The 12822-nt window shown below is 44.9% G+C and carries 8 protein-coding genes; 1 reads left to right on the top strand and 7 read right to left on the bottom strand.

All coding sequences use genetic code 11. The features are described from left to right. Positions 1 to 196 precede the first annotated feature (196 nt). The 7 genes from HY035_03865 to pyrR all read right to left on the bottom strand — a co-directional run bounded on the left by HY035_03865 (position 197) and on the right by pyrR (position 11251). Positions 197 to 895: a PASTA domain-containing protein gene (locus HY035_03865; protein MBI3377525.1), complete on the bottom strand. Its 699-nt coding sequence runs from the start codon at positions 893 to 895 to the stop codon at positions 197 to 199. A 5-nt stretch (positions 896 to 900) separates the two neighbouring features. Beyond that, positions 901 to 3309: a DNA gyrase subunit A gene (gene gyrA / locus HY035_03860; protein ID MBI3377524.1), complete on the bottom strand. Its 2409-nt coding sequence runs from the start codon at positions 3307 to 3309 to the stop codon at positions 901 to 903. A gap of 296 nt (positions 3310 to 3605) precedes the next feature. Then, positions 3606 to 6887, bottom strand: a complete 3282-nt coding sequence (gene carB, locus HY035_03855) for a carbamoyl-phosphate synthase large subunit (GenBank protein MBI3377523.1) — start codon at positions 6885 to 6887, stop codon at positions 3606 to 3608. 132 nt (positions 6888 to 7019) lie between these two features. Then, entirely contained in the window at positions 7020 to 8207 is a 1188-nt protein-coding gene (carA, locus tag HY035_03850) for a glutamine-hydrolyzing carbamoyl-phosphate synthase small subunit (protein MBI3377522.1), read from the bottom strand. After that, positions 8200 to 9534, bottom strand: a complete 1335-nt coding sequence (locus HY035_03845) for a dihydroorotase (GenBank protein ID MBI3377521.1) — start codon at positions 9532 to 9534, stop codon at positions 8200 to 8202. Before HY035_03845 ends, carA begins: the two co-directional genes overlap by 8 nt. Before the next feature lie 114 nt (positions 9535 to 9648). Further along, complete coding sequence (locus tag HY035_03840) at positions 9649 to 10572, bottom strand: aspartate carbamoyltransferase catalytic subunit (protein MBI3377520.1); 924 nt, start codon at positions 10570 to 10572, stop codon at positions 9649 to 9651. Between the two features lie 154 nt (positions 10573 to 10726). Then, a complete protein-coding gene (gene pyrR / locus HY035_03835) occupies positions 10727 to 11251 on the bottom strand; it encodes a bifunctional pyr operon transcriptional regulator/uracil phosphoribosyltransferase PyrR (GenBank protein ID MBI3377519.1) in 525 nt (174 codons plus the stop codon). A gap of 356 nt (positions 11252 to 11607) precedes the next feature. Here pyrR and HY035_03830 point away from each other — a divergent pair, with 356 nt between their 5' ends. After that, positions 11608 to 12768, top strand: a complete 1161-nt coding sequence (locus HY035_03830; protein ID MBI3377518.1) for an amino acid ABC transporter substrate-binding protein — start codon at positions 11608 to 11610, stop codon at positions 12766 to 12768. Positions 12769 to 12822: the final 54 nt, after the last annotated feature.

The following is a 12822-nucleotide window of genomic DNA, read 5'->3' as shown; positions in this document are numbered from 1 at the left end:
GCTACTGACGCCTCATTCCTCAAGCCTGCCAATACCATTTTCTGCTTCTCTTCTGCGCTCCATTTCTTTCTTGCCATCTGCTTCCTCCTTCCGGAGGACTAACTTACCAGTTGTTCCTAATTTCGTCAAACCCTACAAATTCTCATTCAACCTTCCATAATTTTTGAATTTTAATTTTTGATTTTTGAATTCGCCCTTATTCTCCCTCAAGCATCAGATAAATTGTATCCCCTGTCTTTATCTGGCTTCCCTGCTTAGGTTTCTGTGATTTTATAATCTCTCCTGAACCTGTGACGCTGACTTTTAACCCCAACTTTTCCGCAAGCTGCTCAGCCTCCTGCTTTGTCTTGCCCTGAAAATCAGGGCAAGAATAAATTGCCTCATAGGGCCCTGAACTGACAACAAGCGTAATCTTTTCAGTAATCTTCTCGCCGGGAGCCGGTTTCTGTGCGATAACCCTGTCTTTCTCCGCAGAGGTTGAATGTACGCGTATAACCTTAGCTACTTTCAAACCATTCTGTAAAAGTACGGATTCCGCCTTATCCAGAGATTCTCCTGCTACCGAGGGAACAGACTGGGCTCTCGTACCTTTGCTTACAAACACTCTTATACTGCGCTGTTCTTTAACCCTGCTTCCGAAAGGTAAATCCTGTCTTATTATGTGCCCTGCCGGAACATCCGAATCATAATCTTCGCCTTCTATCTTCAGATTAAGCCCCTTCCTGCTCAGAAGCTCATTAACCTCAACAAGGTTTTTACCTGAAAGGTCAGGAACATCCACCGTCCTGCTGAAACTCAACAATTTGAATGTAATGTATGCAAAAAGCAGGACTACAACTGTAAAAGCAAAAATATAAAGGGGAATCTTTACTATTTTGTTTGCAGCTTTTTGCAAATCAGTTAGTCCTTCTCAACCACTTTGCTTATGCTGACGATTTTATCTTCTGCGTCAACATCCATAAGCCTGACTCCCTGTGTATTTCTTCCGAGCAGGGATATGTTGTTTGCGGTAGTTCTTATAAGCTTGCCGGAATTCGTAATCATGACTATCTCATCCTCGTCGCGCACCTGTATAAGGCCCACCGCCTTCCCGCCTTTCTCTATAACCTTTATAGATATTACTCCCTTACCGCCTCTGCCCTGAACACGGTACTCTTCTATCCTGGTCCGCTTGCCAAGTCCTCTTTCCGTGACTGTCAGCAGCGCTGTTCTTTCCTCGGCAACTCCCGCTGAGACAACCTCATCACCCTTAACAATGCGTATGCCCCTGACTCCCTTTGCAGTTCGCCCCATCTCGCGGACATCCTCTTCATTAAAGCGGATTGAAAGGCCATTCTTTGTGCCAATAATGAGATCACTCTTGCCGTCTGTCTTTTTTACCGCGATAAGTTCGTCTCCTTCTTCAAGCGTAACTGATATTATGCCCTTGCCTCTTGGATTGCTGTATTCTTCAAGCGCGGTCTTTTTAACTGTTCCGTTCTTTGTGAACATAACAAGAAATCCCTCTTTAAAATCCCTCACGGGAAGCGCCGTTGTAATTCTCTCGCCTTCTGATAATTGAAGGAGATTGATAAGCGCCTTGCCTTTTGCAGCGCGCCCTGCTTCGGGAAGCTGATAAGTCTTGAGCCAGTAGAGCCTTCCGAGGTTGGAAAAGAAAAGCATATAGTCATGAGTTGAACCTATAAAAAGCTGCTCAACAAAATCTTCCTCTTTTGTTTCCATTCCGATAAGTCCCTTTCCGCCCCTGCGCTGACTCCTGTATGCGGACAACGGATTTCTCTTGATATAACCCTGATGAGAGATGGTGATAACCATATCTTCTTCTGTTATGAGGTCTTCAATTGTAATCTCTTTTAATTCCGCGGCAATCTCAGTCCTTCTTTCATCAGCATACTGGGTTTTTATCTCATTCAGCTCATCTTTGACTATCTTTGATACAAGGGCGTCGCTTCTGAGTATTGCCTTCAGCCTCTCAATCTCTTTTAATGTCTCTGTGTATTCCTTTATTATCTTTTCACGCTCAAGGCCTGTGAGCCTCTGTAATTTCATGTCAAGTATTGCCTGCGCCTGAATCTCAGACAAAGGATAATTATTCATGAGCCCGTGTTTTGCCTCATCAGGCGTCTTTGACTTTCTTATCAATGCGATAATTGCATCAAGATGATCAAGGGCAACCTTGAGTCCTTCCAGTATATGCGCCCTTTCTTCCGCCTTTCTAAGTTCAAATCTTGTCCTTCTTATGACAACATCCCGCCTGTGCTGGAGAAAATGGCTGAGTATCTTCTTTAAAGGCATCACCTGAGGCTGGCCGCTTACAATGGCAAGCATTATAATTCCGAACGTGGATTCCATCTGCGTGTGTTTGTAAAGATTGTTCAGGACTACCTCTGCCATCTCGCCCCTTTTAAGATCAAGGACAACCCTTATGCCTTCCCTGTCAGATTCATCCCGTATCTCGGATATGCCCTCTATTTTTTTCTCTCTTACCAGCTCGGCAATCTTTTCTATCAGCCTTGCCTTATTCACCTGATACGGAACTTCCGTGATTATGATATTTTCTCCGCCTCTGTATTCCTGCTCAATCTTCGCCTTTGCCCTGACCTTAATAATGCCTCTGCCTGTGGTGTATGCATCAACGATTCCCTGCATTCCATGAATCAAACCGCCTGTAGGAAAATCAGGCCCCTTTACAGCCTTCATCAGGTCCTTGACAGTTGCTTCCGGATTATCAAGGAGCATAATAAGCCCGTCTATTACCTCGCCGAGATTATGCGGCGGTATATTGGTTGCCATGCCGACGGCAATGCCTGAGGAGCCGTTTACTATAAGATTCGGCACTCTTGACGGAAGCACCAACGGCTCTTCCGTGGTCTCATCAAAATTGGATTGAAAGTCAACCGTCTCCTTATCTATGTCCGCAAGGATTTCTTCCGAGAGTTTTGCGAGCCTTGCCTCTGTGTAACGGTATGCGGCAGCAGGGTCTCCGTCAATCGAGCCAAAGTTGCCCTGTCCGTCTATCAGCGGGTATCTCATGTTGAAATCCTGCGCAAGCCTCACAAGGGCGTCATAGACAGCGGTGTCGCCATGGGGATGATACTTCTTTAAGACCTCTCCGACAACACCGGCGCACTTTGAATATCTTTTGCCGGGAAGAAGGCCCTCCCTGAACATCGCATAGAGTATTCTTCTCTGCACAGGCTTAAGCCCGTCTCTTACCTCAGGAAGCGCCCTGCCGATTATTACGCTCATGGCGTAATTAAGGTAGGACACCTTCATTTCTTCTTCAATGCTTACAGGAACCTTTGCCATTTTCCCCTCTTCTTACAAGAAATTAATGTTTTCAGCTCTTAAGAAAAACATTATAGTTTACCATAAATAATATGCTAAATTGGCATATATCATATGCGCCAAAAACTTTGTCTAATGAGGCGGTGACTGGATCGAGGCAAAATTCACGGGTCTGTCAGAATAGGGGCTGAAGTCGCAGCGAAGTGGAGCGGATAGCCCCTCATAACAGATGGGAAGAACAAGACTATATTGCACCAACATTTGCACTTTTACAAAGGTAGTTTAATATTGCCGAAAGACAGGCACCGCCTCGTGCTTTATGCCCTGTGATATTCCTGAATGGATTTTATGCTTATATTTTTCCTGCGGAGCATTTCAATTGCATTGACGACTGCCTTTGCGCCGGAAACAGTTGTCGTATAAGGCACCCTGTACTGGAGCGCGCTATGCCTTATTGAAAAAGAATCCCTCTGAGCCTGTGCATCGCTAACTGTATTAATGATAAAATTCACTTCCTTGTTTTTGATTAAATCCACGATATGAGGCCTTCCTTCATTTACCTTATTTATTACCTCAACTTCTATTCCTTTATTACTGAGATGCTCTGCAGTGCCGCGCGTTGCTATAACCTCAAAACCCATGGCGTGGAGTTTCTTCACAATATCACATATCCCGTCCTTGTCTTCATCCCTGACGCTTATCACAATCTTACCCGACACAGGTATCCTGTTGTTGGATGATAACTGAGCCTTTGCATATGCAATACCGAAATCCTCGTCTATGCCCATCACTTCTCCTGTGGATTTCATCTCAGGGCCGAGGATTATATCAACACCGCTGAACCTGTCAAATGGAAACACGGCCTCTTTAACGGCAACGTGCTTTATCTCCTTTTCAGTTGTCAGACCGAGTTCCTTCAATGTCTTATCGAGTATTACCTTTGCAGCAAGCTTTGCCAGCGGAACGCCCGTTGCCTTGCTCACATAAGGTATTGTTCTTGACGCCCTTGGATTTACCTCAAGAATGTATATCTCGTTATCCCTGACTGCAAACTGGATATTCATAAGCCCTATGACATTGAGCTCACGCGCTAATGCCTTTGTCTGCTTTTTAATCTCAGCAACAATATCTTTATTCAGAGAATAAGGCGGCAGGGAGCATGCTGAATCACCTGAATGTATCCCTGCCTCTTCTATATGCTCCATAACACCGCCGACAATTACATCGGAACCGTCTGAAATAGCATCAACATCAACCTCTATTGCACCTGCAAGGTATTTATCTATCAGCACAGGATGTTCAGGAGACGCCTTAACAGCTCGCTTCATATAATCAATAAGTGAGCTTTCATCATAGACAATCTCCATCGCCCTTCCACCGAGCACATAAGAAGGCCTTACCATAACAGGATAACCGATCTCCTTTGCGACGGCTATTGCCTCATCAGTAGACATGGCAGTTCCGCTCTCTGCCTGCTTTAGCTTGAGTTTGTGGAGAAGTTCTTTGAATCTCCTCCTGTCTTCTGCGCGGTCTATTGAGTCAGGAGAAGTGCCGAGAATCTTTACGCCCTCTTTTTCAAGAGGCACTGCCAGTTTTAACGGGGTCTGCCCGCCGAACTGCACTATGACGCCTTCCGGTTTTTCAGCCTCAATAATGCTCAGCACATCCTCTATTGTCAGAGGTTCAAAATATAACCTGTCGGCAGTGTCATAGTCAGTGCTGACAGTCTCAGGATTACAGTTGATCATTATAGTCTCGTAACCAAGCTCCTTCAAAGCAAAGACTGCATGGACGCAGCAGTAATCAAATTCAATCCCCTGCCCTATCCTGTTAGGACCTGAGCCGAGGATAATTACCTTTTTACGCTCGGTGGGATTGATTTCGGATTCAGTTCCGTGAACCGTGAACCGTGAACCGTGAACCGAATGGAACGGTTTTTCATATGTTGAATACATATACGGGGTATATGCCGCAAATTCCGCTGCGCATGTATCCACCATTTTATAGACAGGCTTTATTCCGGATTCATTCCTCAACTTTCTTATCTCCGCCTCTGTCTTTCCTGAAAGTTTGGCTATACGCCTGTCAGAAAAGCCGTATTCCTTTGCCGCCCTTAAAACAGAGCGGAAGCTCGGAAGTTCGGAAGTTCGGAAGTTATTTTTTTCTTGAATCTTGAATCTTGAATCTTGAATCTTTTTCTCAAAATCCACAATCTGCCTTATGTTGTTCAGAAACCACGGGTCAATCCATGTGAGTTCATAAATCTCATTAACAGACATTCCGTTTCTCATAGCCTGCGCAATATACCAGAGCCTGTCTGCATTAGGCATCTTGAGTTTCGCTTTAAGTTCTGCTGTGCTTATGTCAATTTCTTCAAAACCGTAACTGTCAATCTCAAGGCTTCTTATTGCCTTCTGCAAAGATTCTTTAAAAGTTCTGCCTATAGACATCATCTCTCCTACGGATTTCATCTGTGTTGTGAGCGTTGAATCCGCAGTGGGAAATTTTTCAAATGCAAATCTTGGAACCTTTGTCACAACATAATCAATCGCAGGCTCAAAGGATGCAGGCGTTTCCCTTGTTATGTCATTTGGTATTTCTTCAAGCGTAAGCCCCACTGCAAGCTTTGCAGCAATCTTTGCTATAGGAAATCCTGTTGCCTTGCTTGCAAGCGCCGAGGACCTTGAAACACGAGGATTCATCTCTATAACAACCATCCTGCCGTCTTTCGGATTCAATGCAAACTGGATATTCGAACCGCCGGTGTCAACTCCTATTTCCCTGATGATTGCTATTGCTGCATTGCGCATCCGCTGATATTCCTTGTCTGTCAGGGTCTGTGCAGGAGCAACGGTGATTGAGTCTCCTGTATGAACTCCCATAGGATCAAAATTTTCTATGGAGCAGATGATAACGACATTGTCCTTCATATCCCGCATCACCTCAAGCTCATATTCCTTCCATCCGATAACTGATTTCTCTACAAGCACCTGATGAACAGGGCTGAGCTTCAGCCCATTGTCAAGAAGCTCTGTGTATTCTTCCATGTTATAAGCAATACCGCCGCCTGTGCCTCCGAGTGTGAATGCAGGCCTGAGGATTGCGGGAAATCCTATGCGTTCAATGATACTAAATCCTTCCTCCATGCTCGTAACTGCCGCGCTCTCAGGAACCTCAAGCCCGATTTTTTGCATTGCCTCTTTGAAAAGCTCTCTGTCTTCAGCCTTCTTTATTGCATGAAGTTTTGCGCCGATGAGTTCAACATTATATTTTTCAAGCGCTCCGCTTTCAGCAAGCTCAACAGCAAGGTTAAGCGCGGTCTGTCCGCCCATCGTCGGAAGCAGCGCATCAGGCCTTTCTTTCTTTATTATCAGTTCAATGGTATCTGCTGTTAACGGCTCTATGTAAGTTGCATCAGCAATCTCCGGGTCTGTCATTATAGTCGCGGGATTGGAATTGACAAGAACTACTTTATATCCTTCTTCGCGCAATGCCTTGCACGCCTGAGTTCCAGAATAGTCAAACTCGCACGCCTGTCCTATGACAATAGGCCCCGAGCCGATTAATAAGATTTTTTTGATGTCAGTTCTTTTTGGCATTTAATTTAAACCAAGCTTAACTATCCTCATTGTCCTGAAAACACCTCTTTTTCGTCATTCCCGCAGTCATTAAGCGGGAATCCATTCTTTTGTCTTTTCTCTGGATTCCGCATCAAGTGCGGAATGACAAATTTATCTCTCTATCATCTCACTGAACCTCTTAAATAAATGCGCAGAATCATTCGGTCCCGGCCCTGCCTCAGGATGGTGCTGAACAGAAAATATCGGAAGTTCAACATGCTGCATGCCCTCTTCAGAGCTGTCAAAGAGGTTCTTATGCGTAAGCCTTACCTGTCCCTTAAGGCTGTTTATGTCAACGCAATAATTATGATTCTGTGATGTTATCTCCACCCTGCCTGTTGATAAATCCTTTACAGGATGGTTTCCGCCGTGATGCCCGAATTTGAGTTTATAAGTTCTCCCGCCCATTGCAAGACCAAGTATCTGATGCCCGAGGCAGATTCCGAATATCGGTTTCTTGCCCATCAGCTTCTTTGTGCTTTCGATTGCATAAGTAACTATCTGCGGGTCACCGGGCCCGTTGCTTAAAACTATTCCGTCAGGATTTATCTCAAGAACTTTTTCGGCAGGGGTCTGCGCAGGGACAACAGTAACATCAAACCCGGCATCAACAAGGTTTCTCAGTATATTGAACTTTATGCCAAAATCGTAAACAATAACTTTTTTAGTTAAAAGTTGAGAGTTAGAAGTTGAAAGTTGAGTTGCAGATTCAGAGTCTTTAAAATTTTTAATTTTTAACTTTGAACTTTCAACTCCTGCAGCAGCAGGCTGCCATTTCCAGCATCCTTCTTCCCATTTATAAATCTTCTTCGTCGTTACTTCTTTTACAAAGTCAAATGCCGAAATTCCCGGATGCTTTCTCACTTTTTCAAGGAGGCTTTCAGGTTTTGAATCAGCAGTGGAAATTATCCCCATCTGTGCGCCGTGGTTTCTTAAATGCCTTGTCAGCGCCCTTGTGTCAATACCCTGAATCCCTACGATATTTGATTTCTTCATATACTCAACAAGAGAAGTCTGAGAACGCCAGTTGCTCGGAAACTCGCAGACCTCTTTCACTATAAAACCCTCTGCTTTAATTCCGCCCTGCGATTCTATGTCCTCCCCGTTTATGCCGTAATTTCCGATCTGGGGATAAGTCATTGTAACAATCTGTCCCTTATATGATGAGTCGGTGAGTATTTCCTGATACCCTGTCATAGAGGTATTAAAGACAACTTCAGCGATAGTTTCGCCTTCAGAGCCAAACCCCTCGCCTTCAAACACAATCCCATCTGAAAGGACTAATAATGCCTTACTCATATATCTTCCCTTTGCATATCGTTACAACCGGCATCCCTTTTAATATCAACCCGTCAAAAGGCGTGTTCCTGCCTTTTGAAACAAATCTTTCTGCCTCAACTTTGAATTCTTTATTCGCGTCAACCATAACTATATCAGCATCAGAGCCTGCCTTCAGTGTCCCTTTATTTAACCCTAAAATCTTTGCGGGATTCACTGTCATTTTCTCAACAAGCTGCGGCATAGTCAGGACACCTTCATGCACAAGTCTCAGACTCAGGCTCAGCGCTGTTTCAAGGCCTGATATGCCTGACGGTGCCTGATCAAACTCTCTAAGCTTTTCATCCCTGTGATGCGGCGCATGGTCTGTTGCAATAACATCAATTGTGCCGTCTTTCAAGCCCTGCTTAATCGCATTCACATCTTTATCTGTCCTTAACGGCGGATTCACTTTTGCATTTGTGTTATATCCTTCAACCGCCTTCTCTGTAATGCTGAAGTAATGCGGGCAGGTCTCTGCAGTTACATTTATCCCTCTTTCCTTAGCTTCTCTGATTATTCTTACGGAGCCCTCTGTTGAAACATGCGCTATGTGAAGCCTTCCTTTAGTAAGATTTGCAAGCGCAATGTCCCTGCTGATTATTATTTCCTCTGCTTCGGAGGGTATTCCCTTTAATCCAAGAGTCAATGACAACAGCCCTTCGTTCATCACACCGCCTTCGGAAAGGCCTATATCCTCGCAATGAGAGATTATCGGGACCTTGAAGGCCTTTGAATATTCAAGCGCCCTCCTCATAATAAGACTGCTCATGACAGGTTTTCCGTCATCTGAAAAAGCAACACAGCCCTCTGAATACATTATTCCCATCTCTGCAAGCTCTTCGCCTTTCTGCCCCTTTGTTATTGCGCCAATCGGATAAACCGTGCATGCGCCTTCCTGAATCGCCTTTCTGATTATAAAATCCGTCACGCTTGAATTATCATTGACAGGGTTTGTGTTAGGCATTGCGCAGACTGTTGTGAAACCGCCTTTAACAGCAGCCATCGTCCCCGTCTTTATAGTTTCCTTGTATTCATATCCCGGTTCTCTGAGATGTGTATGCATGTCAATAAGACCGGGGAAGACATACAAACCCGCAGCATCGATAGTTTTAAGTTCAGAGTCTACCCCCTTTTTAATCCCCCCCTTATCAAGGGGGGGCTGGGGGGGTGTTTTCTTCTGCTCTTCTGCTCTTCTGCTCTTCTGCTCTATTTTTGCTATTTTTCCCTCTTCAACTAAGATATCCCCAATCCCATCTATTCCCTGAGAGGGGTCTATTATGTGTCCATTTTTTATTAATATTTTCATGTAAAAATACCTTTATCTGTCATGCTGAATTTATTTCAGCATCTTCTTTAGACCCTGAAACAAGTTCAGGGTGACATTTTTTATGCATTTTATGAATCAAAACTTCAGACATCCTCACTCCCTCACCCCTGCCAGCAGATACATCACAGCCATTCTTACGGCAAGCCCGTTGGTAACCTGCTCAAGTATCACAGACCTTGGCCCGTCAGCAACATCAGAAGCCACCTCCACCCCGCGGTTCATAGGCCCGGGATGCATCACAATCGCATCCTTGTCAGCCCTGCGAAATCTCTCTGAAGTAAGCCCCCAGTTCTTTGAATATTCAAGCGTGGATGGGAAAAATCCCTTCCCCTGCCTTTCCATCTGAATCCTCAACACCATAACAGCATTTACACCATCCAACCCTGAATCCATATCATGAAAAATCCTGACGCCGAGTTGTTCGAGTTCCTTCGGGACTAATGTCGGAGGGCCTATAAGCCTGACCTCCGCGCCAAATTTTGTAAGTAAATATATATTTGACTTTGCTACCCTGCTGTGAAGTATATCCCCGACTATCGCAATCTTTAATCCTTCAATCTTTCCTGTCTTTTCTTTGATTGTAAATGCGTCAAGCAGGGCCTGCGTGGGATGTTCGTTTATGCCGTCGCCTCCGTTTATGACAGTGGCGTTAATGTGCTTTGCGATGAGGTGCGGCGCGCCTGAGGATGAATGCCTTATCACCATGAAATCCGCGCCAAGCGCCTGAACATTGAGGGCTGTATCTATAAGGCTTTCCCCCTTTACAACACTGCTTGTTGTAACCGACAGGTTTAAGACATCGAGGCTCAGCCTTTTTTCCGCAAGCTCAAACGAGGTTCTCGTCCTTGTTGAAGGCTCAAAGAAGAGATTAACAGCAGTCTTTCCTCGCAAGGCAGGGACTTTTTTAATATCACGCTTAAGCACGTCCTTAAATCCTGATGCCGTATCAAGGATAAGGATTATCTCGTCTTTTGTGAGTTCCTTAATCCCCAGTAAATCCTTTGAAGAGAGCTTCATCTGAAGATACCTCTCCCTGTCATGCTGGCTTGTCCAGCATCCTTCCTGCTTGTCAGGAATCGCAGAATGATTCCGAACAAGTCGGAATGACAAACCCGACAAGCGGGAATGACATTTTCGTTATTCTTTAGTTTTCTGGAAAAACATAATCGTTTCACTTTATCGTCACCTTATCCTCAAGCCCGTCTTCTTGAAGGCTGACCTCTACATTCTCATCTATTGCAGTTGGTATATTCTTGCCTGCAAAATCAGCCTTTATCGGAAGCTCCCTGTGCCCCCTGTCTATTAAAACCGCAAGCTGTATGCAAGAGGGCCGTCCCATATCCATAAGCGCATCCATAGCAGCCCTTATGGACCTGCCTGTAAAAAGCACGTCATCAACAAGAACCACCTTCATGTCTGTTATCTCGCAGGGCACCTCTGTCCTTCTGACCGCAGGCTGTTTTTCCCTGATATTCAGGTCATCCCGGTAAAAGGCAATATCAAGAGAACCTACAGGAATTTCCTTGCCCTCTATCTCCTTAATCTTGCCCGCAAGCCTTTTTGCAAGGTGCACCCCACCTCTCTGTATTCCCACAAGGCAGAGGTCTTTGGTCCCCTTGTTCTTTTCAAGGATTTCATGCGCCATCCGCGCAAGTATCCTGTCTATGTCTTTTTTATCCAGCAGTTCATTAGGCATTTTCAGACCCCCTCACCCTAACCCTCTCCCGCAAGGGGAGAGGGAAAAACAGAAAACATCTCTCCCTGCGGATGGAAGCTTTCCCACAACCTCCCCTCCCTTGACGGGAGGGGCTGGGGAGGGTGATAAACTTCTTATTGCCATTTCCGGGCATAAAAAAACCTTCCCCGCTTGTGATGAGGAAGGTCAATGTGTTTTTCATGTTTGCAGCTCACGCTGCCTCCTTTGCCTTTTTAACCTCGCGGGGCTATCCTTAAAGGCATAGATATTAAAGCATAACACTCAAAATATTGTCAATCATCACAAAAATAAAAACAATTGATGATTTTTGGTATACTTTAACTATGAAGAGGCTCATGAATAAAAGCAGGATTGCCGGTGCTGCGCTTCTGGTTTTATTCTTCATTGCAATGCCTGCCTCCGCTCAAGAACCTCTCATAAAGATTGGCCTTTCCCTCGGACTCACAGGAAAATACTCGGAAATGTCGGATAAGCAGATGAAAGGCTTTAAGCTCTGGGGAAAAGAGGTAAACAGCAGAGGCGGCATCCTTGGAAGAAAGGTCCAAATTATCATCCGTGATGACAAAAGCGAGCCGGAGAAAGCAAAATCCATCTATGAAGAAGTGATATTGAATGATAAGGTTGACCTTGTTTTCGGCCCATACTCAAGCGAGATAACAGAGGCGATACTTCCCATAACAGAAAAATACGGCTATCCTGTACTGACCACAGGGGCAGCGGCTGACAGGCTATGGCAGAAGGGTTATAAATATGTCTTTGGTGTCTTTACACCTGCGAGCAGATATTCTGTTGGCTTCCTTGAATTGCTGATCAAAAATGACCTTCAGGATGTTGCAATCGTACATGCAGATGATTCGTTTTCACAGGACATTGCAAACGGCACAAAAAAATGGGCGGAAAGGTTCGGGCTTAAGGTTCTTTTATTTGAAGGCTTCCAAAAAGGCACAGCAAATCTTGATGAGCTTGCAAAAAAGGCAAAGGCATCCGGGGCGCAGGTACTCATTGTATGCGGACATTTTGATGAGGCTGTGAACATGCGATTATCTCTTAAAAGGATAAAGTGGTATCCAAAGGCTTACTTTGCCTCTGTAGGTCCAACAATGCAGGCATTTTATGATAAACTTCAGACTGGCGCTGATTATGTCTTTTCAACATCCATGTGGGAGCATCATGGCGGTTTAATTCCCCCGGGCTGTCATGAGTTTTACGAGGCGTTTATAAAGGCATATAAAGAGGAACCATCTCATCATGCAGCCCAGACATATGCTGCAGGCCAGATACTGGAGGCTGCAATAAAGAAGGCAGGAAGTCTTGACAGGGAAAAAATAAGGGTTATCTTGTCATCTATGGATGCAATCAGCATCATAGGCAGGTACGGCGTTGACAGGACAGGCGCACAGATAAAACACTTTAATCTCATCATCCAGTGGCAGAACGGGGCTAAAAAAGTTGTCTGGCCTGAAGACCTGAAAACAGCAGACCCGATATTCAAATGAAAGAGTCATGAGCATTAGGCTCACAGAGGGACATGAAAATACTTAGACAACAAT

The sequence above is a fragment of the Nitrospirota bacterium genome, from assembly GCA_016195565.1.
In the GTDB taxonomy this organism is placed as follows: Bacteria; Nitrospirota; Thermodesulfovibrionia; order Thermodesulfovibrionales; family UBA1546; genus UBA1546.
Note: the sequence above shows the minus strand (reverse complement) of the source record. Positions and strands in the feature narration are given on the sequence as shown.

Bases quoted from the DNA above. Each gene is read 5' to 3' on its own strand.
- pyrR (MBI3377519.1), bottom strand. From the start codon at position 11,251: ATGCCTAATGAACTGCTGGATAAAAAAGACATAGACAGGATACTTGCG.
- carB (MBI3377523.1), bottom strand. From the start codon at position 6,887: ATGCCAAAAAGAACTGACATCAAAAAAATCTTATTAATCGGCTCGGGG.
- HY035_03840 (MBI3377520.1), bottom strand. From the start codon at position 10,572: ATGAAGCTCTCTTCAAAGGATTTACTGGGGATTAAGGAACTCACAAAA.
- HY035_03845 (MBI3377521.1), bottom strand. From the start codon at position 9,534: ATGAAAATATTAATAAAAAATGGACACATAATAGACCCCTCTCAGGGA.
- gyrA (MBI3377524.1), bottom strand. From the start codon at position 3,309: ATGGCAAAGGTTCCTGTAAGCATTGAAGAAGAAATGAAGGTGTCCTAC.
- carA (MBI3377522.1), bottom strand. From the start codon at position 8,207: ATGAGTAAGGCATTATTAGTCCTTTCAGATGGGATTGTGTTTGAAGGC.
- HY035_03830 (MBI3377518.1), top strand. From the start codon at position 11,608: ATGAATAAAAGCAGGATTGCCGGTGCTGCGCTTCTGGTTTTATTCTTC.